The organism is Sphingomonas sp. G-3-2-10 (assembly GCF_012927115.1).
In the GTDB taxonomy this organism is placed as follows: domain Bacteria; phylum Pseudomonadota; class Alphaproteobacteria; order Sphingomonadales; family Sphingomonadaceae; genus Sphingomonas.
On the sequence record NZ_JABBFY010000001.1, the window covers coordinates 1040903 to 1065289 of the forward strand.

Below are 24387 nucleotides of genomic sequence, written 5' to 3' on the forward strand. Positions count from 1 at the left end.
TATCTTACGCAAGGTGCGGGCCAAGTACGGTTTTCCGCGATTTCCGCCTTAACGACTATGGTTACCTGTCAATTAACTCGACAGTTCCGAGCATCTCCAGCAGTTTGATGCGCGCTTTTTCGACGCGGGCGATCAGCGCGGGATCGGATATTTCTTCCTGCGCGATCGCTTCTGGCCAATGCGCCTCGATCACCGCCGCAATCGCATCGAGCCTTGCATCGTCCACCAGGAATCGCGGGTCGATCGTCGCGGGATCGGCAGCAACCCGCAGCCGCAGGCAGGCGGGGCCGCCGCCATTGGCCATCGACTCCCGGACGTCGACGACTTCGAGACGTCGGATCGGGCCGTTCCCGGCGACATGCTCCTGCAGCCAGGTCCAAACGCTCGGCGTGTTACGCGCTTCGCTCGGCAGGATCAGCGCCATCTCGCCCGAGGGGAGCGTCACCAGCTGGGCGTTGAAGAGATAGGATTTGATCGCGTTCGCCAGGCTGACGCGGGATGCCGGAACCTCGACGATCTCGACTTCGGGCAGGGCGGCGCGGAGATCGGCGTAGAAGCGATCCTTGTCGGCGAACGCCTTCTCGTGCGCGAAGAGGACGGGGCCATTGGCGACCGCGACCACATCGTTGTGGAATGCTCCGGCCGCGATAGCCTCCTCGGATTGCTGGACCAACAAGGTTCGCGTCGGATCGAGCCGGTGACGGCGAACGATCGCGGCGCTGGCGTCGGGATGCTGGCGCGCGGGGAAGGGGCCGCCGGCGATGCCATAGACGAACACCTCCACGCCGGGCGCATCGTGCGTCGCGCACAGGCGCATGTGATTGGCCGCGCCTTCGTCGCCGAACGGCGCCGGGACGGGGCCGTGGACTGCAAAGGCCGGATTGGCGAAGGCCAGGCGGAGCTGCGCCAGCGTCTCGGGCCATTCGTGGCTGCGGTGCGGCATGGTCACCAGATTGGCGACGGTCAGGTGACAGCGGCCGTCATCTGCATCGGGCGCGGGGGAGACGGTGGCGGCATTGGCAGCCCACATCGACGACGCGGAAAGCGCCTGCGCGCGAGTGTGAGGCGCTGCGTCCTCATAGGTTGTCGCCAAGCTTTCCAGCCAGCTGCGATGCGGCCGGGCATGAGGCAACAAGATACCCTGCGTCAGCCCGAGCGCGATGTTCGCGCGCATCTTGGCGATGCCCTGCAGCGCGGCTGCGCGTGGACGCGAGATCTCGCCACGGTTCTTCGTGGCGGCGAGATTGCCGAAGCTCAGCCCGGCATAATTATGGCTGGGGCCGATGATGCCGTCGAAATTGATCTCAACGATCGACATAGGTGACCTCGCAACCGACATCGACGCGAAGCGCCCCGGCGGCTTCGGGATCGAGGATCACCCGATCGTCGACCGCGCTGACCAGAGCCTGTGTCGCCCGGAAATCGCCGAGGCGGCCGGTGGAGACAAGAGCGGGCTGCCCGCCCTTGTCGATCGCCACGACCTTGCCGGTCTTCGCTTCGCGGATCGTCTTCACATGGTCGGTGCGGGCAGTCATGGTGGGGCCGCCGTCGAAGATGTCGATGTAATTTTCGAAGGAGAACATCTCGCCTTCCAGCATCCGCATCGCGGCGCGGCCGCTTGGGTGAGGCAGGCCGATCACCGCTCGCGCGGTCTCCGGGAGCATCGCGGTATAGACCGGATGCTTGGGCATCATATCGGCAATGAACTGGTTTCCGTGGATCGCGTTGAATTCGTCCGCTTCCTGGAAATTCATGCCGAAAAAGCGGCCCGCCACACCATCCCAGAAGGGAGAACCGCCGGCTTCGTCGATCACCCCGCGCAGCTCGGCGAGGATGCGATCGGCAAAGCGGTCGCGGTGGTTGCGGATGAACATGTAGCGGCTGCGCGCGAGCAGCATTCCGAGACCCCCGGCGCGCTCGCCGGGATGCAGGAACAGCCCGCCGACTTCGCTGCACCCGCCCAGATCGTTGGTCAGGTTTAGCAGCTCAGACCGGAACGTGCGGTTCAACTCCTGACTATACTTGGTGTCGATGCCGATGCGGTAGCTGTAGAAGGGCCAGTGCTGGCCGACGCGGGTGAATATCTGGCAAGTGCCGCGCACATCGCCGGTCGCGACATTCTCCAGCATCAGCACGAACAGTTCGTCCGCCACGCTGGTATCGTCGCGCGCAAACGACGCCGCGCTGCGCTCGAGCTTGGCGCGGAGCGACTTCTTGTCGGGCGGCAGGTTGGTGAAACCGCCACCGGTGAGTTTCGCCATCTCGTAGAGATGCTGCATGTCGCTTTCGCGCGCGGCGCGGATGATGAAGGTCATTCAGAGGCCCCGTTCGGCAAGTCGCAGGATGGTGAGCGCGGAAAGCGCGGCGCGCTCCGGCAGGCTTTCGGGAATCAGATACTCGTCGGGCGAGTGGATCGCCCCGCCGCGTGCGCCCATCGTGTCGACCACCGGCACGCCGCAGGCTGCGATATTGTTGCCGTCGCACACGCCGCCGGAATCCTTCGTCGTGATGTGCAGGCCAAGGTCGCTGCCGACCTGCTTGACCAGTGCGAAGAGCTTCTCCGCGCCGGGGTCGATCGGCTTGGGCGGGCGATTGAAGCTGCCGTGGAGCTCGATGCGAACGTCATGCTTGACCGAGACGATCGCGATCGCCTGATCGAGCGCGATCTGCGCCTTTGTGATGGCGGCGGCATCCTTCGGGCGGAAATTGACACGGAGGATGGCGAGATCGGGGACGACATTGTTCGGCCCGCCGCCCTCGATTCGCGCGGGGTTGACCGCAAGGCCCGGTGCGCGTGCGTCGGCAAGGCGCAGCGCAAGGTCGGCGGCGGCGACGAGCGCATTGCGGCCCTCGTCGGGATTGCGGCCGGCATGGGCGCTCTTGCCGTGGACGACGAGCGAGAAATTGCCGGTACCGCCGCGCGCGCCGGCAAGCGTGCCGTCGGGTAGGGCGGAGGGTTCGTAGGTGAGCGCGGCGAGCTTGCCATGCGCGGCTCCCGCGATAAGCGCAGCGGAAGAGAAGGAGCCGGTTTCCTCGTCCGAATTGATCAGAACCTCATAGCCGATACCCGACGCGAGCGGGCTGGCCTCGACGGCCTCCAGCGCGGAGAGCATGAGCGCCAGCCCGCCCTTCATATCGGCGCAGCCCGGCGCGTTCCACGTTCCGTCCCCGCGCCACACGCCCGACTGGAACGGATGATCCGCGCCATAGACCGTATCCATGTGCCCGGTCAGCAATAGCTGGACCGGCGCGTCGGGACGGACGGCCAGATGGAGATGGCGGCCATGTTCGAGCGACTGGACCTTGCCATCGGCGGTGACGCTTTCGACCGGCGCGGGATCGATCAGCGCCAGGTCGCCCGGCAGCACTGCGAAGCTTTCCGCCAGCATGTCCGCAACTGTCGCGAGCCCCTCGAGATTGCGCGTACCGCTGTTCACCGCGACCCATGACTGGGTCCGCTCGAGAATCGCGGCATCGCCGATCCGTTCGATCGCGGCGGCTTCGATTGCAGAAATCGCACTCATGAACAGGTGGTAGCGCGGCGGAAATCAGAAATCCACGACGAGCGCCGCGCGGCTGGTGGTGTCGGTCGTGTCACGGCCTGTGGGCGGCTTGCTTTCATATTGCAGCGTGTAGGAAAGCTGCGCCGAAAGCGGCCCGATCAGGCGGGCCAGCAGCGCCGATTTGCTGGTGATCGTGCTGTTCGCTTCCTGGAAATAGGCCGATGCATTCTGACGCAGCGTGATGCCCGGCGTGACCTTCCAGTCGAAATCGACCGACCCGCGCGCCGCAGGATAGCTTTCGATATTGCCGTTGACGAACGCCGTATGGCGGAACGCAGGCCCGACTTCGAGATCAAGGCGCAGCTTGGGCTTCTTGACCGCACTGTAGCCTGCACCGGCCGACAGCGAAAAACGATCGGTGAAGCCAAGGAACCGGTCATTCTCGTACAGCGCAGAGCCGTAGATGTAGGCGCGCTCGTCGAACTTCCAGTTGGGCTCGTAGGAAGCGAGATAACGCTCGCGCGTCACGACGCCGAGGCTCTCCTGATAATCGCCCTGCACCTTGAGCTTGTGACGCCACTCGAGGCCCTCGCGGCGCAGCTCGACCACGGCACTGAGGCCGATATTGTTGGTGTTTCCCGTCGTCCGGTACCCGCCCAGCTCGGCGCGGCCCTTCATCAAATCGAACAGGCCGGCTTCGCGGATGCGCTTCTCGTTCTTGCGGCGGCGCTCAGCGCGCCAGTCCGAGGCCATCTTGTTGATCGTCTCGGCATGTTCCGGAGCCGCATTGCGCGCATATTTGACGATCGTCGCGACTTCGCCCTCATTGCCCGACGCGAAGGCGGCGTCGAGCATCGCCCGGACCGGTGCCGGGATGGTTTCGGGATCGCCCGCCGTATTGGCAAGCAGCAGCGGAAGGGCGAGGAGCAATGCGCGCATGAACTGACCGGTATCGTTATCGAGTCGCAACGAAAAGACTTGCCTCAGCGCTCAGCGGCGAGTGGTTCCGCAAAGACGGTGAGAAGCTGAATATAGAGATCGCGTTTGAACGGCACGATCAATTCGGGAAGATCGGCGGGATCGGACCAGCGCCATGCGCGAAATTCGGGATGGGCGGTCACGATATTCACGTCATGATCCTCCCCAAGGAAGCGGAACAGGAACCAGCGCTGCCGCTGACCGCGCCATTTGCCCTTCCAGACCTTGCCGACCAGATCGTCGGGCAGGTCGTACCAGAGTTCCTCCGGCGCTTCCGCGATCAGTTCGACCCGATGCGCCTCGACACCCGTCTCTTCCCACAATTCGCGGACGGCGGCTTCATAGGGATCTTCGCCATCGTCGATCCCGCCTTGCGGCATCTGCCACGCCTCAAGCGTCGAATCGAGGCGCTGGCCGACGAAGATCTTGCCGTCGCGGTTCATCAACATGACACCGGCGCACGGGCGATAGGGAAGGTGGCTGTGATCGGTCATGCCGCTCCTCTAGCCGCCAAGGGTTACGAAGCCTACCCAGTCCGGCGATGATCCATATCGTCCACCATTCCGACTATGTCGCGCCGGCTCCGGCGCGGAGCACCTATCAGTGGAACAAGAACGGACTGGTGCGCGACGTGCTGCGCGAACAGGGCGATGCGTTCCAATGGCATGTACCCGAACCGATGTCGCGCGAATGGATCGAAGCGGTGCACGATCCCGATTATACCGCCCAAGTGCTGGAAGCGCGGGTGCCGAAGCACAAGGAACGGCGGATCGGCTTTCCGGTGACGCCGCAAGTTGCGAAACGCGCTCAGGTGGTTCCGGGCGGAACGTGGCTCGCCGCCCTGCTGGCGCTGGAGCATGGCTATGCGGCGAACACCGCAGGCGGGAGCCACCATGCGCTGGCCGACACCGGCGCGGGGTTCTGCATCTTCAACGATCTCGCCATCGTCGCGGTCAGGCTGGTGGAAGAGGGCAGGGCGTCGCGCGTGCTGATCGTCGATTGCGACGTGCATCAGGGCGACGGCACGGCCTCGCTCACCGCGGGGCGGCCGGGGATCGCGACCTATTCGATCCATGCCGAAAAGAATTTCCCGGTGCGCAAGGCGCGGTCCACCCTCGACGTGGCGCTGCCCGACGGGACCGGCGACGACGCTTATCTGGCCGCGCTGGCCGAAACCCTGCCGCCGCTGGTCGATGGTTTCGCGCCTGATCTCATCCTCTATCAGGCAGGCGTCGATCCGTTCGCGGAAGACCGCCTTGGGCGGCTGTCGCTCAGCCACGATGGACTGGCCGCGCGGGAACGATGGATCGGCGGCTTTTTCGGCGCGCGGGGTATCCCGATCGCGAGTGCGCTGGGCGGCGGATATGGGCAGGATGCGATGGAAGTCGCCGAACGGCATGCCGCCTCTATCCGCACCTTGGGACAGGCCGTCGCAAACTAGCCTTTGCAAGCACAAGGCTATTTTCTACTTTGGGCGAACCGCGAGTGAGGCGTAGAGCGCGGCAACGATAGTGTTCGCAGGAAGATGCCAATGGCAACCGCCACCCATATGCTGACGCCCGAAGAGGCATCGGCCCACCCGCCGCAAGAGGCAGTCGTCGTTCGTTTTGCCGGTGATTCCGGCGACGGCATGCAGTTGACCGGCGGGCAGTTCACGCTCTCCACCGCACTGGCGGGCAACGATCTTGCCACCTTCCCGGATTTCCCCGCCGAGATTCGCGCGCCGCAGGGCACGCTGTTCGGCGTCTCCGCCTTCCAGATCAATTTCGGCTCGACGCAGATCGACACCGCGGGCGACCAGCCCGACGTGCTGGTCGCGATGAACCCGGCGGCGCTCAAGACCAATGTCGAGGCGCTGAAGCCCGGCGGGCTGATCATCGCCGATGCCGGCGAGTTCGGTCAGCGCAATCTGGACAAGGCCAAGTACGCCAGCAATCCGCTCGAGGATGGCAGCCTCGGCAAGTGGCAGCTGCTCAAGCTCGACATCTCGGCGCTGACGGTCGAGGCGGTGAAGCCGTTCGGGCTGGGCAACAAGGAAGCCCTGCGCTGCAAGAATATGTGGACACTGGGGCTGGCGCTCTGGATGTTCGACCGCGACCGCGCGCCACTGATCCAGTGGCTCAAGGACAAGTTCGCCAAGGCGCCGAACCTTGCCGAAGCGAACATCGCCGCGCTGAACGCCGGTCATGCCTATGGCGAGACCGCGGAACTCGGAGCACTGGGCATTTCGCAGCGGAATGTGTCCGCCGCGCCGTCCGAGCCGGGCCTGTACCGCACCGTCACCGGCGCGGATTCGATCTCGCTGGGTCTGGTCGCGGGAGCACAGCTTGCCGAACTGCCGATGTTCTTCGGCGGCTATCCGATCACGCCGGCTTCGGCGATCCTCCACGCGCTGTCCAAGTTCAAGGAATATGGCGTTACGACGTTCCAGGCCGAAGACGAGATCGCGGCGATCGCGTCGGCGTTGGGCGCATCCTATGCGGGGTCGCTGGGCGTCACTTCATCGTCGGGTCCGGGCATAGCGCTGAAGGGCGAAGCGATGGGTCTGGCGATCATGACCGAGCTTCCGCTGATCATCGTCAATTCGCAGCGCGGCGGTCCTTCGACCGGTCTGCCGACCAAGACCGAGCAATCGGATCTCTATCAGGCGGTCTATGGCCGCAACGGCGATGCGCCGATGCCGGTGATCGCTTCGCGTTCGGCGGCCGATTGTTTCGACGTCGCGATCGAGGCTGTGCGGATCGCCACGCAATATATGACCCCGGTCATGATCCTGACCGACGGCTATATCGCCAATGCCGCGGAGCCGTGGAAGGTGCCGGACATGAGCACCTACAAGCCCTTCCCGGTGAAGCATCACACCGAGTTGCCGGCCGAGGGCGAGAAATTCCTGCCCTATGCCCGCGACGAGAAATTGAAGCGTCCGTGGGTCAAGCCGGGCACGCCGGGCCTGCTCCACCGCATCGGCGGGATCGAGAAGGCGGTGGATACCGGCAACCTCGATTATTCGCCCGCCAACCATCAGGCGATGACCGATATCCGCCGCGATAAGGTTGCCAATATCGACATCCCCGATCAGGTGGTCGAGCAGGGGCAGGCGGGCGGCAAGCTGGTCGTGGTCGGCTGGGGTTCGACCTATGGCCCGATCACCACCGCGGTCCGCCGCGCGCGGGCCAAGGGCGTGGACGTCAGCCACATCCATATCCGCCACATCTGGCCGATGCCGAAGAATCTCGGCGATCTGCTGAAGAGCTACGAGCATATCCTGGTGCCGGAGATGAACACCGGGCAGCTCAAGACCGTGCTGCGCGACCAGTTCCTGGTGAACGCCGTGCCGCTCAACAAGGTGTCGGGCCAGCCCTTCACCATCGCCGAGATCGAAGGTGCGATCGCGCGGCATTTGTCGAGCGACAAGCCCGAAGAGCTTGGCCCGGACAACACGCAGTTGCCCAGCCCGGAGGCTGTGAATCCGTGATCCTGCCACTTGTCCTGGCGGTCGCTCCGGTGGTGCTCCCGGCCACCGCGCAGGATCCGCGTGTCGCGGCGGCGCTGACCGCGCTGCCGGCGGAACTGGCGGGATTGCCTCGCGATGCGAGGCTACAGTCCGATGAGCGCATCGGCTATCGCACCGATGCATCGGGTACTTCGATCGTCGTTGGGGCGATTGTCCCCGGCGGAGAAGTCGAGAACATACTTCGTGACAAGGCTCGACGCGATGAGGGCCTGCTTGCCCTGGGCATCATGTTCTCAGGGAACGGACGGTCGCAACTCAAGCGCGAAGCCTATTTTTTTGTTGGCGATGTCGGTTCGGGAGCGCGTGGACTCTATCGCGAATATGCCACCGACCAGGGGCTGCGGCTGGTCTGGGCGACGTTCAACGATGGCGTTATCACCGCCGTGATCGCGGTGATCCCGCGCCCTGATGATCAGCAGCATATCTTCGATTCGGTCATGCGGGAGCTGTTCTCCGGCGCGACCCTGATCGCGGCGAACAAGTGAAAGAGCGACGATGAACGAGATCACCACCATCCGCCCCTCGACGCCCAAGGATTGGGAAACCGATCAGGAAGTCCGCTGGTGCCCCGGCTGCGGCGACTATGCGATCCTGAAGGCGGTGCAGCGCACCATGCCAGAGATCGGCGGCACGCCCGAGAATACCGTGTTTGTCAGCGGCATCGGCTGCTCCTCACGCTTCCCCTATTATATGGAGACCTATGGCTTCCATACGATCCACGGCCGCGCGCCGGCCGTGGCGACGGGGGTCAAGCTGGCCAATCCGGACCTCGACGTGTGGATCATCACCGGAGATGGCGACGGGCTGTCGATCGGCGGTAACCACACGATGCACTTGCTGCGGCGGAACCTGAACTGCCAGGTGCTGCTGTTCAACAACGAGATTTACGGGCTGACCAAGGGGCAGTATTCGCCGACCTCGCGCGAAGGCACGCGTTCGCCCTCGACGCCGTTCGGATCGGTCGATCATCCGGCCAAGCCCTGCGCCTTCGCGCTGGGTTCGGGCGGGCGCTTCATTGCGCGCGGGATCGACGTGCACAAGAATCTGCCGAGCGTGCTGAAGGCCGCGCACAAGCATCAGGGCGCGGCGTTCGTCGAAATCTTCCAGAACTGCATCGTCTATAATGACGATGTGTTCGAGCCGTTCACCGCCAAGCCCAACGCCGCAGCGAACCAGATGTGGTGCGTCGATGGCGAGCCGCTGCTGTTCGCGGGCGGCGCCCGCGGCCTTTCGCTCGATGTCGAGAAGCTGACGCTGAAGGTGGTCGATGTCCTCGATGGCGATTGGCAGGCGGCGGGCGTGATCGTCCACAATGTCACCAATCGCGCCGTGGCGCACATGCTGGTCGAGATGCCGTTCGGGCCGTTCCCGATGGCGCTGGGCGTGCTGTACGACGACCCCGCCCCGACCTTCGAAAGCGCGATCGTCGCGCAGAACAAGGCCGCGAGCGAAGGCAAGGTGGCCGACCTGCAGAAGCTGGTCGCCAAGGGTCAGACGTGGATGGTGGACAAGCAGCCTCGGGCGGAGTGAGGCGGAGCTTTGACGGCGTCGGGCCGTTGCTCCAGCCATGACCGGAACGTCCCTCCTCTGGCTTCGCCAGGATATTCGGCTGCATGACCAGCCTGCGCTGATCGCTGCTGCCCATGAAGGCGCGGTGGTGCCTGTTTATGTGCTGGACGACGAGGCGCCGGGGCGGTGGCGGATAGGCGGGGCGCAGCGGTGGTGGTTGCACCATTCGCTGGTCAGCCTTGCCGCGTCGCTGGAGGCGAAGGGGTCGCGGCTGATCCTGCGGCGCGGGAGTGCCGTGGAGGCGCTTCGCAAGCTTGCCGAGGAAACCGGAGCGTCGACGATCCATGCGATCCGGCATTATGAGCCGTGGTGGGTGAAGGCCGAGGACGCGCTGGGCGACCGGCTGACGCTGCACGACGGCAATCATCTGGCGTCGCTGCGTGACATCACCACCGGGTCGGGCGGGCAGTATAAGGTCTATTCGGCCTTCTGGCGGGCGCTGAACGAGCGTATGCCGCCGCCAGACGATCAGCCCGTGCCGCACACGATCTCCTCCCCGGATATATGGCCGAAGAGCGACAAGCTCTCCGACTGGGATCTGCTGCCGGCCAAACCGGATTGGGCCAAGGGCTTTTCCGCTGACTGGATCCCGGGCGAGGCGGAAGCGCTGCGCAAGGCCGATGATTTTGTCGATGAGGTGGTCGATTACGAAGCCCGCCGCGACCTGCCCGATGTGGAGGGGACCTCGCGCCTCTCGCCGCATCTGCATTTCGGGGAAATCTCGCCTGCGACGGTGTGGCACAAGCTCGATCGCGGGCGGAATGCCGACAAATTCCGCAAGGAGATGGCGTGGCGCGATTTCGCGGCCAGCCTGATGCTCCAGTTCCCGCACTACGGCTATCGCAACGGCCGTCCCGCGTGGGACGCGATGGCATGGAGACGCAGCGAACATGACCTGAAGGCGTGGCAACAGGGCCGCACCGGCTATCCGATCGTCGATGCCGGAATGCGCCAGTTGTGGGCGACCGGATGGATGCACAATCGCGTGCGGATGATCACCGCGAGCTTTCTGGTGAAGCATCTGCTGATTGACTGGCGCGCGGGCGAGCGCTGGTTCTGGGACACGCTGATCGATGCCGATTACGGCAACAACAGCGTGAACTGGCAATGGGTGGCCGGCACCGGGGTCGATTCGAACATGTGGGGGCGGATCATGGCGCCGCTGGTCCAGTCCGAGAAGTTCGACGCGGGCGGCTATATCCGCGAGTGGGTGCCCGAACTGGCGGACATTCCCGATCCGTGGATCCACGATCCCGACGCGGCCGGATGCCGTCCGGACGGCTATCCGCCCAAGATCATCGGCCATCGCGAGGCGCGCGAGCGCGCGCTGGCGGCGGGACGCGCTATTCGATGACCCCCTTATGGGGCTTGCTCCCGTTGGCGAAGGGTGCATGAAGGGCGCGCCATGAACGCGCCGATGGGGAAAGAGGGCAGCGCTGCTCGGGGGAGGAACCTGCTCGACTGGTTCGGGCCGGTATTTCGCCGCGTGCTCGATCGCATCGATCGCGGGATCATCGCAGGCAGCATCCAGGCCACGCTGCCGGACGGCCATATCCGTGTGCTGGGCGGGCGCGGCGAGGGCCCGCTGGCGGTCATCGAAATTCGCAGCTGGCGCGCGCTGATGCGCCTGGGCACCGGAGGCTCGACCGGCTGGTACGAAGCCTGGACGAAGGGCGAATGGGCCAGCCCCGATCCGGTGCAGATCTTCGCGGTGTTCAGCGTCAATCGCGCACATCTGGCGGGTCCGGCGCGCGCATCCGGGCTTTCGCTTCTCGGCAAGCGGCTGAACCACTGGCGCCACCGCAACAGCCGCGCAGGATCGAAGCGGAACATCCATTTCCACTACGATCTGGGCAATGACTTCTATTCGCAATGGCTCGATCCGGGCATGACCTATTCGAGCGCGATCTTCGCGGGCGGGGACAGCCTGGAGGCCGCGCAAGACCGCAAACTTACCGCGATCCTCGATCGCACGGCGACGCAACCCGGCGATACGATCCTCGAGATCGGCTGCGGCTGGGGCTCATTCGCCGAAGCCGCCGGACGGGCAGGGCGCAGGCTGCACGGGCTGACCCTGTCGACCGAGCAAAAGGCATGGGCAGAAGCGCGGATCGCGGCAGCCGGGATCGACGGAGTCGATTTCTCGCTGACCGATTATCGCGACGTGACCGGCACCTATGACGCTGTGGCGAGCATCGAGATGGTCGAGGCGGTGGGCCGCGAATATTGGCGCGACTATCTGGGCACCATCACTCGCGTACTGAAGCCGGGCGGGCGGGCGGCGATCCAGTATATCGCCTTCGACGATGCGTTGTTCGATGCCTATGCCGGCAATGTCGACTTCATCCAGACCTATATCTTCCCCGGTGGGCTGCTGATCCGCGAAAGCGAGTTCCGCGCGATCGGCGAACAGCATGGGCTGGCGTGGCGCGATCAACATTCGTTCGGCCTCGATTATGCCGAGACGCTGAAACAGTGGCGCGAGAATTTCGATGCGGCGGCGGCGACCGGGCAGCTGCCCGCGCAGTTCGATCAGCGCTTCATCGATCTGTGGCGCTATTATCTGATGTATTGCGAAGGCGGGTTCCGCGGCGGCGGGATCGATGTCGCGCAGGTGACGCTGATCAAGGAGGGGTGATGCGCAAGGCGTTGTTGCTGGCAGGCACGCTGATGCTGGCGGGATGTGCGGAGAAAGCGGCGGAAATGGCGGCAGTACCGTCGACCGCAGTCGCGCTGAAGGCCGACGATACGGCAGGCCTGCGCAAGGTCGGCGCCGAGATCCTGTTCTGGTCGCAAGCCCAGCGCGACGCGAACTTCCCGCATATGGAACGGCTGTTCCCCGGCAACATCGTCCAGCGCGGCGGCAAGGTGCGCGCGCTGCCGAAGGGCACGCCGCTGCCGATCGCCGACAGCGAAATCGACAGCTTCATCGCGGCGCAGAATGTCGCCGGGCTGATCGTGCTCCAGAACGGCAAGGTGCGGCTGGAGCGATACGCGCGCGGCTATGGGCCGGAAGGGCGCTGGACCAGCTTCTCGGTCGCAAAGTCGTTCACCTCGACCCTGGTCGGGGCGGCGATCCGCGACGGATACATCAAGTCGGTCGACGAGCCGGTGACCAAATATATCCCGGAACTGGCCGGCAGCGGCTATGACGGGGTGACGATCCACCAGTTGCTGACGATGACCTCGGGCGTGAAGTGGAACGAGGATTATACCGACGCCAATTCGGACGTGGCGCGAATGTTCCTCCAGCCGGTGCCCGCGGGCGAGGACCCCACGGTTTACTATATGAAAAACCTGCCGCGCGAATCCGCACCAGGCAGCAAATGGGTCTATAAGACCGGCGAAACCAACCTGATCGGCGTGCTGGTAATGCGCGCGACGAAGAAGCCGCTGGCGACCTATCTCAGCGAAAAGGTGTGGAAGCCCTATGGCATGGAGCAGGACGCCTTCTGGATGGTCGATCCGTCGAACCATGAAGTGAGCGGCTGCTGCCTTTCCGTGTCCCTGCGCGACTATGCCCGGATGGGTCAGTTCGCGCTGGAGGGCGGCAAGGGCGTGGTGCCGGCCAACTGGTTCGCGCAGGCCACCCGCGCGCAGGCCGAGATCGGCGTGCCGGGATATGGCTATGGTTATCAATGGTGGACCTATCCGCAGAGCCGGTATGGGGCGCAGGGGATTTTCGGCCAGTCGATCCGCGTCGATCCCAAGACGCGGACGGTAATCGTGGTTTCTGCAGCAGCGCCCAAGGCGAGCGATCCAGCCTATGGCCGGGCGCGGACAGCTTTCCTCGACAAGCTGTTCGAGGCGGCTGCGAAATAAGGCTGGCCTGAAAAGGTCCCGGAAGTTCGCACGAGCGGTGACCTTTGCCCGAGGAGGAAAGCGCATTTGCTTGCGCGGATGCAGCGCCTTGCCCGGCGCGCGGAAGCAGAGGCATCAACAGGTCAAAGAGCGGCAACCAAGCGGCGGCGCCGACGCTTTCAGCAAGCGAAATCCAACATTTCAAGCCGCCCTAGTCCACCCGTTCGAAATGCCCCGCTTCGAAGCCTGAGGCGGCGAGGGCGGCGATGCGTTCGGCGACGACTTCAGGCGCCTTCACGCTCAACGGATCCTCGCCGGGGAAAGCGCGGGCACGCATCGCGGTGCGGGTGGCGCCGGGATCGAGGATCGCGACGCGCAGCGCGGTCAGGTTGCGCAGTTCCTCGCCATAGGTGAGCAGCAGATTCTCGAACGCCGCCTTGGACGCGCCGTACATGCCCCAATAGGCGCGCGGATTGCGGCCGACGCTGGAAGTGACGCCGATCACCTTCGCTGCCTTTGCCTTGCGCAGCATCGGATCGAACGCCGCGAGCAGGGCAGCTTGTGCGCTGACGTTGAGCGTCAGCAGCTTGGCGAAATCCTTGCCGTCGATCGCGGGCACGGCGCTGAGCGTACCGAGCGTCGCGGCGTTGAGCACCATGATATCGAGCGCGGGCCAGCGGCCGCCGATCGCGGTGGCGAGACGGGCGATGCTGTCATTCTCGGTCAGGTCGAGCGGGGCGATGGTGGCGGAGCCGCCCTCGGCATGGATCGCTTCCTCGACTTCCTCGAGCCCGCCGGCGGTGCGCGCAGTGAGAATGACGTGTGCGCCCGCGGCGGCCAGAGCCTTGGCGGTTGCGGCGCCGATGCCGCGGCTCGCGCCGGTGACGAGCGCGATCTGATCGGAAAGTGGCTTGTCGGTCATGGGATTCCGGAAAGTTAGGAGACGCGCTCTTCGAGCAGCGCGAACTGGTCGAGCGGCGGCGCCAGCTCGTCCTGATCGGTGAGGGGCGTGGGATACTCGCCAGTGAAGCAGGCGTCGCAATAGCCCGGGTTGTTGCGCGCGCGGCCGCTCTCGCCCAGCGCCTTGTACAGCCCGTCGATCGAGATGAAGGCGAGGCTGTCGGCATGGATATGGCCGGTCATGCCCTCCAGATCCATCTTCGCGGCAAGCAGCTTTTCGCGCTCGGGCGTATCGACGCCGTAGAAGCAGCTATGCCGCGTCGGCGGGCTGGCGATCCTCATATGGACCTCCTTCGCGCCGGCATCGCGCATCATCTGCACGATCTTGAGGCTGGTGGTGCCGCGCACGATCGAATCGTCGATCAGCACGATGCGCTTGCCCGCGATCAGCTCCTTGTTGGCATTGTGCTTCAGCTTGACGCCGAGGTGGCGGACTTCGGCGCTCGGCTGGATGAAGGTGCGGCCGACATAGTGCGAGCGGATGATGCCGAGTTCGAACGGAATGCCCGATTGCTGGGCATAGCCGATCGCGGCGGGGACGCCGGAGTCCGGAACGGGCACGACCAGATCGGCTTCGATCGGGGATTCGATGGCGAGCTGCGCGCCGATCGCCTTGCGCACCGAATAGACCGAGCTGCCCGCCGAGATCGAATCGGGGCGGGAGAAATAGACATATTCGAAGATGCAGGGACGCGCGGCCTGCGGCGCGAAGGGGCTGTGCGACTGGATGTCGTTGCCCTTCACGATCACCAACTCGCCCGGATTGACGTCGCGGACATATTCCGCGCCGACCACGTCGAGCGCGACGGTTTCAGACGCGAAGATGATCGAATCACCCAGCTTGCCCATGACGAGCGGGCGAATACCGAGCGGATCACGGCAGGCGATCATGCCTTCCGGCGTCATGCAGATCAGCGAATAGGCGCCTTCGACCTGCTTCAGCGCATCGATGAACCGGTCGATCAGCGTGCGGTAGTTCGACGTCGCGACGAGGTGGATGATCACCTCGGTGTCCGAGGTCGACTGGAAGATCGAACCGCTGCGAACGAGGTCGCGGCGGACGCGACTGGCGTTCGAGATATTGCCGTTGTGCGCGATCGCGAAGCCGCCGGTGGCCAGTTCGGCATAGAGCGGCTGGACGTTGCGCAGCGACGTCTCGCCGGTGGTCGAATAGCGAACGTGACCGCAGGCGGTGGTGCCCTGAAGCGGGCGCATCACGTCGTCACGGTCGAAATTGCCGGCGACATGGCCCATCGCGCGATGGGTGTGGAACATGCGGCCGTCGAAGCTGGTGATTCCGGCGGCTTCCTGTCCGCGATGCTGGAGCGCGTGGAGACCCAGCGCGACAAGGGCAGCAGCCCCTTCCGCACCGGATACACCGAAGATTCCGCACTCCTCGCGGAGTTTGTCGTCGTCGTAGGGGTTTGTGGTAAGCATCGTACCCTGTGGGTTCGGTTACAGTTGCCGCCCTATATAGGCTGGGTTCGGATTTGTCGCCCGTCTGTCACAAAATCTTTGTTCGCGTGGGAAACCGGGCTTCGCTAGGAGGGGAGGCATGGCCGACGATCCTGAGAATGCGCGCGAAACCGGGCTGGTGCTCGACCCTAAATACGATGCCAACGGGCTGGTGACGGCGGTCGCCACGCATGGCGATTCGGTGCTGATGGTCGCGCATATGAACGCCAAGGCGTTGGAGGCAACGCTGGCGAGCGGGGAAGCCACCTTCTGGTCGCGCAGCCGCGGGCGGCTGTGGAAGAAGGGTGAAACCAGCGGCCATGTGCTCAAGGTGCGCGAGGTGCGGGTGGATTGCGACCAGGACGCGATCTGGCTGATCGTCGATCCGCAGGGGCCGGCGTGCCACACCGGCGAACCGAGCTGCTTCTACCGCGCGGTCGAGGGCGGGGGGCTGGTGCGGGTATGAGGGCTGTATTCGCGCTCCTCCTGTTGCTGGCCGGCTGTTCAGGCGACGCCGTCGTCCAGAACGCCGCCGAGCCGCAGGATCTGGAAAAGGCCGCGATCGAACGCGGGCTGGTGCGCGATCCGAAAGATACCGAGATCGCCGGGCTCTATGCCCGCGATACCGACCGGGTCTGCATCGTACCCGACGGCAATGGCTACAAGATCGGCGCATTCGTCGACTATGGCGACAAGATCACCTGCTCGGGCTCCGGCACGGTCAGCCGGGTGGGTGAGGTGTTGCGGGTCGAGATGGGCGAGGGCGAGGAGAAGTGCGGCTTCGACGCCCGGTTCGAGGGAGACAAGATCCTCTTCCCCGGCAATGTGCCCGACACCTGCTCGAAACTCTGCGCCAAGCGAGCCTCCTATGCAGGGCTTGAGGTCAGCCGGATCAGCGAGTCCGAGGCAGAAGCGGCGGCGATGCGGGATTCGCGCGGCAGGTCCTTGTGCGGAAAGTAGCAAAGTCGGCGGATGGGCATTTCGTCAGCTTGACGTTCACGTAAGGGTAAAGTAGCCAGCGGTCATGGGTGCCGCATTCCCTATCGAGGCGCTTGCGCCGATCGAGCCGCGGACGGACCGCGAGCATTTCTCCATCTCGGACCTGTGCGCCGAGTTCGGAGTCACCGCCCGCGCGCTCCGCTTCTACGAGGATGAAGGGCTGATCGGCCCTGAGCGGCGGGGCACCGCCCGCATCTATTCACATCGCGATCGCGCCCGGCTGGCCTGGATTCTGCGCGGCAAGCGGGTGGGCTTCTCGCTCGGAGAAATCCGGGAAATGATCGATCTCTACGATGTCGGCGACGGCCGGCGGGTGCAGCGTCAGGTGACGCTGGAGCGCTGCCTCGATCGCATCAACCTGCTCGAGAACCAGAAGCGCGACATCGACGCGCACATCGAAGAACTGAATCAATTCGTCGACCTGCTCAAAAGCGGCGACTGAGACCAGAGAGGAACCTGAAATGCCCCAGTACACGCCGCCGGTGCGCGATACGCGCTTCATCCTCGATCGCGTGATCGGCCTGCAGAACTATGCGGACCTGCCGGGCTTTGCGAATGCGACCCCGGATGTGGTCACCGCGGTGCTGGAGGAAGGCGGCAAGTTCGTTTCCGAAGTGCTGTTCCCGCTCAACCTGAGCGGCGACCAGGAAGGCTGCACCCGTCACGACGACGGCAGCGTCACCACGCCGAAGGGCTTCAAGGAAGCCTATGACCAGTTCGTCGAAAGCGGCTGGGGCACGCTGGGCGCGCCGGAGGAATTCGGCGGGCAGGGGATGCCGCACATCATCGGCACCGCGTTCCAGGAATATATGATCTCCGCCAACATGGCCTTCGCCATGTATTTCGGGCTGACGCATGGCGCGATCTCGTCGCTGATCGTCAAGGGCTCGCCCGAGCAGCAGCAGAAATATATTCCGAAGATGGCCTCGGGCGAATGGGGCGGTACGATGAACCTGACCGAACCCCAGTGCGGCACCGATCTGGGCCTGATCCGCACCCGCGCCGAGCCGCAGGCGGACGGCAGCTACAGCATCACCGGCACCAAGATCTTCATCTCGTCGGGCGAGCATGACCTGACCAGCAACATCATCCACCTCGTGCTGGCCAAGACGCCGGGCGCGCCGGAGAGCAGCAAGGGCATCAGCCTGTTCGTGGTGCCGAAGTTCATCGTCAACGACGACGGATCGCTGGGCGCGCGCAACGCGGTGTCGTGCGGGTCGATCGAGCATAAGATGGGCATCCACGGCAATTCGACCTGCGTCATGAACTATGACGGCGCGACCGGCTGGCTGGTCGGCGAGGAGATGAAAGGCCTCGCCGCGATGTTCATCATGATGAACGCGGCACGCCTGGGCGTCGGCCTGCAGGGCGTGGGCATCGGCGAGACCGCACTGCAGAACGCCGTGCAATATGCCGAGGATCGCCGTCAGGGCCGCGCGCTGACCGGGCCGGCCGAACCGAACGAGAAGGCGGATACGCTGTTCGTCCATCCCGACGTGCGCCGGATGCTGATGGAATCCAAGGCGCAGGTCGAAGGGATGCGCGCTTTGTGCCTGTGGGGCGCGCTCCAGGTCGATCTGGAACATGCCGCCGCGACCGAGGAAGAACGCCAGCTGGCCGCCGATCTGGTCGGGCTGCTGACCCCGGTCATCAAGGGCGTGGGCACCGATATCGGCTACAAGGTCGCGACCGACGCGCAGCAGGTCTATGGCGGACACGGCTACATCGCCGAATGGGGCATGGAGCAATATGTTCGCGATGCCCGCATCTCGATGATCTACGAAGGCACCAACGGCGTGCAGGCGATGGATCTGGTCGGCCGCAAGCTGGCGATGAACGGCGGCCGCGCGGTGCAGGCCTTCTTCAAGATCGTGGCCGAGGAAGCCGCGGCGGCCAAGGGCGACGAGAAGCTGAAGGATTTCGCCGAAGCGCTGGAAAAGGCGCTGGGCCAGATGCAGGCGGCGACGATGTGGCTGGCGCAGAACGGCTTCCAGAACCCCAACCATGTCGGCGCGGGCGCCTATCCGTACATGCAGCTGACCGGCGTGGTCGCGCTGGGCCTGATGTGGCTGCGCATGGCGAAGGCCGCGGTCGATGCGCTGGCCGAAGGCGCGGAGGACGTGAAGTTCCTCGAAGCAAAGCTGGTGACCGCGCGCTTCTTCGCCGAGCGGTTCATGCCCGACGCAGGTGCGCTGCGGCGGAAGATCGAAGCGGGCAGCGACGCCGTGATGGCGCTGGATCCGGAGATGTTCCGGGCGGCGTGATCGCCGCTCCGGCTGTCATCGCCTGCACCACCGTCGCCCCGGGACAAGTCGGGGGTGGCGGTGCGATCTCCCGAATGTCCAGCTCGGATGGATTGCGCCTCGGCTCCCGGGCGGATAGCGAAGCGGCGAGGGCGTTCGTTGCGGAGCTGTTCCGAAGCGTCGCCGGGTGCAGGGGTATGGCAGCGTGGAACTTCCGGACGATATCTTCACCGAACCCGAGGACGTGGATGCCGATACGCTGGCCAATCTCGGGCCGTTGCGGCGGCTGGCAGGGATCTGGGAAGGGCATCGCGGGGTCGATGTGAACCCCAAGGCCGATGGGCCGGAGCAGCGCGTCTATTATGAGCGGATCGAGATGCAGCCGATCGATCCGCAGGCGAACGGGCCGCAGCTCTTCTACGGGCTGCGCTATCATGTCCATGTCAACACGCCCGAAGAGGACATCACCTTCCACGATCAGGTGGGATACTGGCTGTGGGAGCCGGCGACCGGGCTGATCCTGCAGACGCTGTCGATCCCGCGCGGGCAGGTGGCGATCGCTTCGGGCCATGCCGAGCGCGATGCGACCCGGCTGGTGCTGACCGCCGAGCGCGGGCAGACCGATTACGGCATCTGCTCCACGACCTTCCTCGAAATGGCATTCCGGACGGATGCCTATCGTATCGAGGTGGAGTTCCACGAGGATGGATCGTGGAGCTACCTCTCTGACACGACGCTGGTGGTGAAGGGCCGGGACGAGCCGTTCGCGCATCGCGATCGCAACACGCTGGTGAAGATCGGCGAGCCCGACCTGAACCCCTGGGAAAAGGTCATTCGCGGCGCAGCACCAGGCGCGGCTTCGCTGGTGCCGATCGCGCCGCGCATCGACGGCTGAGGCGCGGCGGGAAGGGCAACCGCAAGCCCGTGGATCGGCGCGCCGGTTCGCGATATGACTTGCCTCGCGGGTGTGGAGAGGATCGGATGCGGGGGCAGTGCGGATCGTGAGCGGAGCGATTGCGCCTGTTTCCGTCGCGCCCGGCGGCCTGCCCAGCGAGTTGATCGCAACGATCGGCCTGGCCGCTCCGGTGATCGACGACGGCGCCGGTGGGGGCGCGGCGTTCCTCAATCCCGGCGGTTTCGCTTCGGCGCTATGTGACGCGGAGGGCGCGATCCAGTTCGCCGATCTGCGTTTTGGCCAATGGGGCCTGCCCGGCGCTGGCGCGCAGCTCGATCGGCCGCCATGCGCCCATGCCGCGCGTGTCGCGCTGTTGTGCGGCCCCGGCGGACGAACCGTGCCCGCGTTGGTCGCGCCGATGGCGCTGGCGGCGGAATGGCCGTTGACCCAGGCAGTGCGGGAACGGACCGGGCCGGGGCGATATGTCGTGATGGTCTGCGTTCCGCTGACCGTGCTCGATCCGGCAAAGAGCGAATTCACGCACGCGCTGGGGCTGACCGGGCTGGAAGCGCGGGTCGTCGGCGGGCTGGTTCGCACCGGCGAGTTGCGCAGCGCCGCGCGGCAGGCCCGCGTAGGCTACGAAACCGCGCGCACCGCGACCAAGGCGGCGATGCGCAAGGCCGGAGTGCGCCGGCAGGGAGAACTGATCGGGCTGTGCCTGATGCTGCAGGCTGGCGAACCGGCGACGCGGACCGCGTTGCTCGGGGCGCTGACCGAGCTCTTCCGGATCAGCGCGCGGCAAGCCGAGATCGCCGTGCTTGTCGCGGAAGGCGGCAGCAGGCGCGAAGCGGCCGCGGCGGCCGGGGTTTCCGACCATGTCGTCAAGAGCGAGTTGAAGATGGTCTTCGCCGCGCTGGACGTGGCGACCGTCGCCGGGCTGTCGATTGCCATCCACGAGGTCAGCATCCTGACGCGGATCGCGATGGCAACGAGCATGGAAAGCGCACCGCCGTTCGAAACGGCCGAGCCGCTGCGGCTGATCCCGCGGATCGGCCGGCCAGGGCGAATCGCGGTGGTCGATCATGGGCCGAGCGGGGCGACACCGGTGCTGATCCTGCACACCGCAACGACCAGCAGGCACAATCCGCAATGCTTCATCCGCGGGTTGCAGACCGGAGGGCTGCGACCGATTGCACTCGACCGGCCGGGCTTCGGGCTGTCCGGAATGGTCGGCGGGGACTATCTGGAGGAATCGGCGCAGGATCTTGCCGATATTCTGGACACGCTGGGGCTGGAGCGGGCGTGCATCCTCGCGCGCGGTGGCACGATGGTGCTTTGCCGCTTCGCCGAACGCTGGCCGGAGCGGATCGTCCGCGCGGTGACGGTCAATCCCGAGCCGGGCCCGGTTGCGGATCGCAGGCGAAGCGGGCTGATCGGCGCGATCAAGGCGATTGTCTATGGCCAGCCGTGGATGACGGCGCGGCTGGCGACGTATCTGAGCCGCAATGCCTCCGCGCCGATCGTCGAGCGGCTGACGATCAAGGCGCTGGGAGCGAGCGAAGCCGATATGACGGTGCTGCGCGATCCTCGTGTGATGGCCGCCTATATCCGTTCGACCCAGCATAGTGCATTGCAGGGTGGCGCGGGGTTCCGCGCGGTGGCGACTACCGAGCCGTTCGCGGCCATCCCCCAGCTTGCCGACGGGTCCGCGATGACGCTCCTCTACGGCGCGCAGGACCCGCTCTACAGCAGCGCGGATTCGCTGCCGCGCTGGCAGGCGGCGTGGCCGGGCTGCTCAGTGGTCATCGTGCCCGATGCCGGACGGCTGGTGCATTTCCAGAAGCCCGACCTGATCGCGCGGCTGCTGGCGGGCGCCTGAACGCGGTTCACCGGCAATTTACCGGTTCGCGATATCGTTACGCCTCCGGACCATTGGGGATTTCGATGGCATATCTCGTTCTGGCGGCGGCTGCGCTGGCGCTCATCGGCTGGATCCTGTTGCGGCGAAAGACGCCGGGCGCTGATGCGCCCGCGCCGGCGGCGGCGGAAATCGAGGCGGAGCGGCCCTTCGGGGAGGACATCGCCAATCCGGATGCGCGCGTGATCCCGGATGCGCTGACCGGGCTGTGGGGCAGCCCCGGCGAAAGCGCGGAAACCGCTTTGGTGATCGGCCCGTCATCGATCCGCGAAGGCGCGAGGGAGGAACAGGTGATCGCGGTGCGCTTCATCGGTCCCGAAGCTGGGCTGGAAACCACCCACAATATCGCGGTGGTTAGCCAGGTCGCGGGCGGCCGCTATTCGCTGCACATGATGGGGCTCTCCGCGGCGGGCGAACTGGTCGATCTGGAGAATATGGACATGGCGCTGGTCCGGATCTGATCCGAACTGCCCCGGCACGCCGCCATAATAATCGACTTGGGCCTCGGCGCGGAACATGCCGCGCAGGCTGCCAGCCGTCCGGTTTCGCTTGAGAAACACTTCGGGCGCGGCATAGTCGCGACATGCCACTTCCCGTCATCCCGCTCCAGCCGCTCGAACTCGGGCAGCTCCATGTCATGCGTCTTCGCTCGCTGGTGTTCGCCGGGATATTGATGGCGCCTGCGGCGATCGTGCCGTTCGTCGCGCTTCCACGGCTGTTCGCCAAATATGGCGTACCGCTCTGGGCGCCGGCAGCGGTGATCGCATTGTTCGGCCTGTATCTGCTGCTGAGTGCGGGGCGGAAGTGGCGGCGCTGGGGCTATGCGTTCACCGGGCGCGAGTTGCATGTGGCGAGCGGGTGGCTGGTCCATATGCACACGATCGTGCCGGTCTCGCGCGTCCAGCATATCGATGTGAGCCAGGGCGTGCTGGAACGGATGTTCGGCGTCTCGACCCTGTCGCTGCACACTGCGGGAACCGAGAACAGCGTAGTGAGCCTGCCCGGCGTGACGCGCGACACCGCCGAGGATATCCGCGACGCGATCCGCGGCGAGATCGGCAGCGTGGACGCGTGAGCGAGGACCTTCATTATCTCGACGAGCCGAGGCGGCTGCATCCCGCCTCGCTGTTCATCGGCTGGATCAAGGGCCTCCCGCAATTCGCGGTGGCGATCCCCGCCGTCGTCGTCGGGATGCGCGATCTCGGCTGGATGGCGGTCGCACTGGCCGGCGTGCTGTGCGTCTCGGCGCTGATCGCGCTGCTAAAGTGGCGCAACTTCACCTACCGGATCGACGGCGACGCGCTGGTGATCGAACAGGGGCTGCTGAGCCGCAGCCGCCGTGCGATCCCGCTGGAGCGCATCCAGGACGTGTCGATCGAGCAGAAGCTGCTGGCCCGGCTGCTGCGCGTGGTGACGGTGAAGATCGAGACCGGCGGCGGCGCGGCGGACGAAGGGTCGCTGGATTGCGTCGGGCTCGCCGAGGCCAAGCGGCTGCGCGCGACGCTGCGCGGCGGCGGTGTGCGAGTGGCCGCCGCGACCGACGGTGCGGTCGAGCCGGTGGCGGCACCCGCCGAAGGCACGATTTTCGCGATGTCGTTCGGACGGATCCTGCTGTTCGGCGCGTTCAATTTTTCGCTGTTGTGGATGGCGGCGCTGTTCGGCGCGGCGCAGTTTCTTGACGATTTCCTGCCGATCGACCGGGACATGGTGTTCGACTGGCTCAACGTCGCGGGTCACGAAGCCAGCGCGCGGTTCGGGATCCTGCTCGTGCTCGGCGTGATTGGGCTGCTGCTGGTGCTGGGCTTCGTCAGCGGACTGGTCGGCACCGTGCTGCGCGAGTTCGGTTTCCGGCTGACGCATGGCGAAGGGCGGTTCCGCCGCGTCCGGGGGCTGCTGACGCGCAGCGAAGTGGCGATCGCAATCCGCCGGGTGCAGCTCGCGCTGGTCGAGCGGCGGCCGATCACCGGCGCGCTGGGCTTCGCTTCACTCCAGTTCCAGTCGCTGGGCGGCAGCAACGACGCGGGTGGGCGACAGGAAATGGCGCCGTTCGCCAGAGCGGGAGAGATCGACGCGATCGTCGATGCGGCAGGGCTGCCGCGCTTCGAGGAACCGGGCCTGAAGCCCGTCGCGGCTGGCCATGTCGTGCGATCTTTCCTCGAAAAGGCAATGCCGTTCATCATCGCGGTAATCGTGGCCGGCGCCTTCTTCACCCGCTGGGCGTGGCTGGGGCTGATCGCGGTGCCGTTCATCGTCGGTGTCTCGCTGCTGCTGCGCCGGTTTCACCGCTATGCGATGCGCGACGCCAGCCTGCAGGTGATGCGCGGCGTGCTGCGGCGGCGAGAATGGGTGGTGCCCTATGACAGCGTGCAGGTGGTGACGATCCGCCAGGGTATCGTCCAGCGGCTGCTGGGCATCGCTTCGGTGGAAGTCGATACCGCAGGTGCCAAGGGTCGCGCACGGCCGGATATCGAGGATGTTCTGACCGGCGATGCGATCGAACTGGCGCGGGAATTGGGGACGCGGGCGGCGGGGTGAGCCTTTAAGGCCAATTC

At 65.5% G+C, this 24387-nt stretch carries 23 protein-coding genes; 16 read left to right on the top strand and 7 right to left on the bottom strand.

The genetic code is table 11. The features are described from left to right. Window positions 1-61 precede the first annotated feature (61 nt). The 5 genes from HHL13_RS05245 to HHL13_RS05265 are packed head-to-tail and all read right to left on the bottom strand — an operon-like array spanning window position 62 to window position 4975. Window positions 62-1318, bottom strand: a complete 1257-nt coding sequence (locus tag HHL13_RS05245; RefSeq protein WP_169554669.1) for an N-succinylarginine dihydrolase — start codon at window positions 1316-1318, stop codon at window positions 62-64. Continuing rightward, window positions 1305-2315, bottom strand: a complete 1011-nt coding sequence (locus tag HHL13_RS05250; RefSeq protein ID WP_169554670.1) for an arginine N-succinyltransferase — start codon at window positions 2313-2315, stop codon at window positions 1305-1307. The genes HHL13_RS05245 and HHL13_RS05250 overlap by 14 nt, the downstream gene beginning before the upstream one ends. After that, window positions 2316-3524 (bottom strand): hydrolase, encoded by a 1209-nt coding sequence (locus HHL13_RS05255; RefSeq protein WP_169554671.1) that lies wholly within the window; start codon window positions 3522-3524, stop codon window positions 2316-2318. A 24-nt stretch (window positions 3525-3548) separates the two neighbouring features. After that, window positions 3549-4442: a DUF481 domain-containing protein gene (locus HHL13_RS05260; protein WP_169554672.1), complete on the bottom strand. Its 894-nt coding sequence runs from the start codon at window positions 4440-4442 to the stop codon at window positions 3549-3551. A 44-nt stretch (window positions 4443-4486) separates the two neighbouring features. After that, the gene (locus HHL13_RS05265; protein WP_169554673.1) at window positions 4487-4975 is read right to left on the bottom strand and encodes an RNA pyrophosphohydrolase; all 489 of its coding nucleotides are present in this window, start codon (window positions 4973-4975) and stop codon (window positions 4487-4489) included. Between the two features lie 47 nt (window positions 4976-5022). Between HHL13_RS05265 and HHL13_RS05270 the strand changes: the two genes are divergently transcribed. The 7 genes from HHL13_RS05270 to HHL13_RS05300 all read left to right on the top strand — a co-directional run bounded on the left by HHL13_RS05270 (window position 5023) and on the right by HHL13_RS05300 (window position 13386). Then, complete coding sequence (locus HHL13_RS05270) at window positions 5023-5922, top strand: histone deacetylase (protein WP_169554674.1); 900 nt, start codon at window positions 5023-5025, stop codon at window positions 5920-5922. Window positions 5923-6012: 90 nt separating this feature from the next. After that, on the top strand, window positions 6013-7956 hold the full coding sequence (locus tag HHL13_RS05275; protein ID WP_169554675.1) for a 2-oxoacid:acceptor oxidoreductase subunit alpha: 1944 nt from the start codon (window positions 6013-6015) through the stop codon (window positions 7954-7956). After that, window positions 7953-8480 carry a hypothetical protein gene (locus HHL13_RS05280; protein ID WP_169554676.1) on the top strand — a complete coding sequence of 176 codons (528 nt, stop codon included), beginning with the start codon at window positions 7953-7955 and terminating at the stop codon, window positions 8478-8480. The genes HHL13_RS05275 and HHL13_RS05280 overlap by 4 nt, the downstream gene beginning before the upstream one ends. 10 nt (window positions 8481-8490) lie before the next feature. After that, complete coding sequence (locus HHL13_RS05285; protein WP_169554677.1) at window positions 8491-9525, top strand: 2-oxoacid:ferredoxin oxidoreductase subunit beta; 1035 nt, start codon at window positions 8491-8493, stop codon at window positions 9523-9525. A gap of 37 nt (window positions 9526-9562) precedes the next feature. Further along, window positions 9563-10918 carry a deoxyribodipyrimidine photo-lyase gene (locus HHL13_RS05290; protein WP_169554678.1) on the top strand — a complete coding sequence of 452 codons (1356 nt, stop codon included), beginning with the start codon at window positions 9563-9565 and terminating at the stop codon, window positions 10916-10918. A gap of 51 nt (window positions 10919-10969) precedes the next feature. Beyond that, window positions 10970-12202, top strand: a complete 1233-nt coding sequence (locus tag HHL13_RS05295) for a cyclopropane-fatty-acyl-phospholipid synthase family protein (protein ID WP_169554679.1) — start codon at window positions 10970-10972, stop codon at window positions 12200-12202. Beyond that, window positions 12202-13386, top strand: coding sequence for a serine hydrolase domain-containing protein (locus tag HHL13_RS05300; RefSeq protein ID WP_169554680.1), 1185 nt, complete (start codon window positions 12202-12204; stop codon window positions 13384-13386). Before HHL13_RS05295 ends, HHL13_RS05300 begins: the two co-directional genes overlap by 1 nt. Before the next feature lie 190 nt (window positions 13387-13576). Here HHL13_RS05300 and HHL13_RS05305 read toward each other — a convergent pair whose 3' ends face one another. Both HHL13_RS05305 and purF read right to left on the bottom strand, forming a co-directional pair. Continuing rightward, the gene (locus tag HHL13_RS05305) at window positions 13577-14287 is read right to left on the bottom strand and encodes an SDR family NAD(P)-dependent oxidoreductase (RefSeq protein WP_169554681.1); all 711 of its coding nucleotides are present in this window, start codon (window positions 14285-14287) and stop codon (window positions 13577-13579) included. Between the two features lie 14 nt (window positions 14288-14301). Next, window positions 14302-15762 (bottom strand): amidophosphoribosyltransferase, encoded by a 1461-nt coding sequence (gene purF, locus HHL13_RS05310; RefSeq protein ID WP_169554682.1) that lies wholly within the window; start codon window positions 15760-15762, stop codon window positions 14302-14304. Window positions 15763-15880: 118 nt separating this feature from the next. On the opposite strand from purF, the gene hisI reads away from it, so the two are divergent. From hisI to HHL13_RS05355, 9 genes are all read left to right on the top strand, one after another. After that, a complete protein-coding gene (hisI, locus tag HHL13_RS05315) occupies window positions 15881-16246 on the top strand; it encodes a phosphoribosyl-AMP cyclohydrolase (RefSeq protein WP_169554683.1) in 366 nt (121 codons plus the stop codon). Continuing rightward, a complete protein-coding gene (locus tag HHL13_RS05320) occupies window positions 16243-16740 on the top strand; it encodes a hypothetical protein (protein WP_169554684.1) in 498 nt (165 codons plus the stop codon). Before hisI ends, HHL13_RS05320 begins: the two co-directional genes overlap by 4 nt. 64 nt (window positions 16741-16804) lie before the next feature. Beyond that, window positions 16805-17221: a MerR family DNA-binding transcriptional regulator gene (locus tag HHL13_RS05325; protein WP_169554685.1), complete on the top strand. Its 417-nt coding sequence runs from the start codon at window positions 16805-16807 to the stop codon at window positions 17219-17221. Between the two features lie 19 nt (window positions 17222-17240). Continuing rightward, on the top strand, window positions 17241-19043 hold the full coding sequence (locus HHL13_RS05330) for an acyl-CoA dehydrogenase C-terminal domain-containing protein (protein ID WP_169554686.1): 1803 nt from the start codon (window positions 17241-17243) through the stop codon (window positions 19041-19043). Window positions 19044-19227: 184 nt separating this feature from the next. Continuing rightward, a complete protein-coding gene (locus HHL13_RS05335; protein ID WP_169554687.1) occupies window positions 19228-19917 on the top strand; it encodes a heme-binding beta-barrel domain-containing protein in 690 nt (229 codons plus the stop codon). A 97-nt stretch (window positions 19918-20014) separates the two neighbouring features. Further along, window positions 20015-21796: an alpha/beta fold hydrolase gene (locus HHL13_RS22805; protein WP_169554688.1), complete on the top strand. Its 1782-nt coding sequence runs from the start codon at window positions 20015-20017 to the stop codon at window positions 21794-21796. Between the two features lie 65 nt (window positions 21797-21861). Beyond that, the gene (locus HHL13_RS05345) at window positions 21862-22296 is read left to right on the top strand and encodes a hypothetical protein (RefSeq protein ID WP_169554689.1); all 435 of its coding nucleotides are present in this window, start codon (window positions 21862-21864) and stop codon (window positions 22294-22296) included. Between the two features lie 122 nt (window positions 22297-22418). Further along, window positions 22419-22910 carry a PH domain-containing protein gene (locus tag HHL13_RS05350; RefSeq protein ID WP_169554690.1) on the top strand — a complete coding sequence of 164 codons (492 nt, stop codon included), beginning with the start codon at window positions 22419-22421 and terminating at the stop codon, window positions 22908-22910. Next, entirely contained in the window at window positions 22907-24370 is a 1464-nt protein-coding gene (locus tag HHL13_RS05355; protein ID WP_169554691.1) for a PH domain-containing protein, read from the top strand. The genes HHL13_RS05350 and HHL13_RS05355 overlap by 4 nt, the downstream gene beginning before the upstream one ends. Window positions 24371-24387: the final 17 nt, after the last annotated feature.

What these genes read in the sequence shown, in the direction of transcription:
- HHL13_RS05245 (WP_169554669.1), bottom strand. Translation starts at nt 1,318, where the DNA reads ATGTCGATCGTTGAGATCAATTTCGACGGCATCATCGGCCCCAGCCAT.
- HHL13_RS05250 (WP_169554670.1), bottom strand. Translation starts at nt 2,315, where the DNA reads ATGACCTTCATCATCCGCGCCGCGCGCGAAAGCGACATGCAGCATCTC.
- HHL13_RS05255 (WP_169554671.1), bottom strand. Translation starts at nt 3,524, where the DNA reads ATGAGTGCGATTTCTGCAATCGAAGCCGCCGCGATCGAACGGATCGGC.
- HHL13_RS05260 (WP_169554672.1), bottom strand. Translation starts at nt 4,442, where the DNA reads ATGCGCGCATTGCTCCTCGCCCTTCCGCTGCTGCTTGCCAATACGGCG.
- HHL13_RS05265 (WP_169554673.1), bottom strand. Translation starts at nt 4,975, where the DNA reads ATGACCGATCACAGCCACCTTCCCTATCGCCCGTGCGCCGGTGTCATG.
- HHL13_RS05270 (WP_169554674.1), top strand. Translation starts at nt 5,023, where the DNA reads ATGATCCATATCGTCCACCATTCCGACTATGTCGCGCCGGCTCCGGCG.
- HHL13_RS05275 (WP_169554675.1), top strand. Translation starts at nt 6,013, where the DNA reads ATGGCAACCGCCACCCATATGCTGACGCCCGAAGAGGCATCGGCCCAC.
- HHL13_RS05285 (WP_169554677.1), top strand. Translation starts at nt 8,491, where the DNA reads ATGAACGAGATCACCACCATCCGCCCCTCGACGCCCAAGGATTGGGAA.
- HHL13_RS05290 (WP_169554678.1), top strand. Translation starts at nt 9,563, where the DNA reads ATGACCGGAACGTCCCTCCTCTGGCTTCGCCAGGATATTCGGCTGCAT.
- HHL13_RS05295 (WP_169554679.1), top strand. Translation starts at nt 10,970, where the DNA reads ATGAACGCGCCGATGGGGAAAGAGGGCAGCGCTGCTCGGGGGAGGAAC.
- HHL13_RS05300 (WP_169554680.1), top strand. Translation starts at nt 12,202, where the DNA reads ATGCGCAAGGCGTTGTTGCTGGCAGGCACGCTGATGCTGGCGGGATGT.
- HHL13_RS05305 (WP_169554681.1), bottom strand. Translation starts at nt 14,287, where the DNA reads ATGACCGACAAGCCACTTTCCGATCAGATCGCGCTCGTCACCGGCGCG.
- purF (WP_169554682.1), bottom strand. Translation starts at nt 15,762, where the DNA reads ATGCTTACCACAAACCCCTACGACGACGACAAACTCCGCGAGGAGTGC.
- hisI (WP_169554683.1), top strand. Translation starts at nt 15,881, where the DNA reads ATGGCCGACGATCCTGAGAATGCGCGCGAAACCGGGCTGGTGCTCGAC.
- HHL13_RS05320 (WP_169554684.1), top strand. Translation starts at nt 16,243, where the DNA reads ATGAGGGCTGTATTCGCGCTCCTCCTGTTGCTGGCCGGCTGTTCAGGC.
- HHL13_RS05325 (WP_169554685.1), top strand. Translation starts at nt 16,805, where the DNA reads ATGGGTGCCGCATTCCCTATCGAGGCGCTTGCGCCGATCGAGCCGCGG.
- HHL13_RS05330 (WP_169554686.1), top strand. Translation starts at nt 17,241, where the DNA reads ATGCCCCAGTACACGCCGCCGGTGCGCGATACGCGCTTCATCCTCGAT.
- HHL13_RS05345 (WP_169554689.1), top strand. Translation starts at nt 21,862, where the DNA reads ATGGCATATCTCGTTCTGGCGGCGGCTGCGCTGGCGCTCATCGGCTGG.
- HHL13_RS05350 (WP_169554690.1), top strand. Translation starts at nt 22,419, where the DNA reads ATGCCACTTCCCGTCATCCCGCTCCAGCCGCTCGAACTCGGGCAGCTC.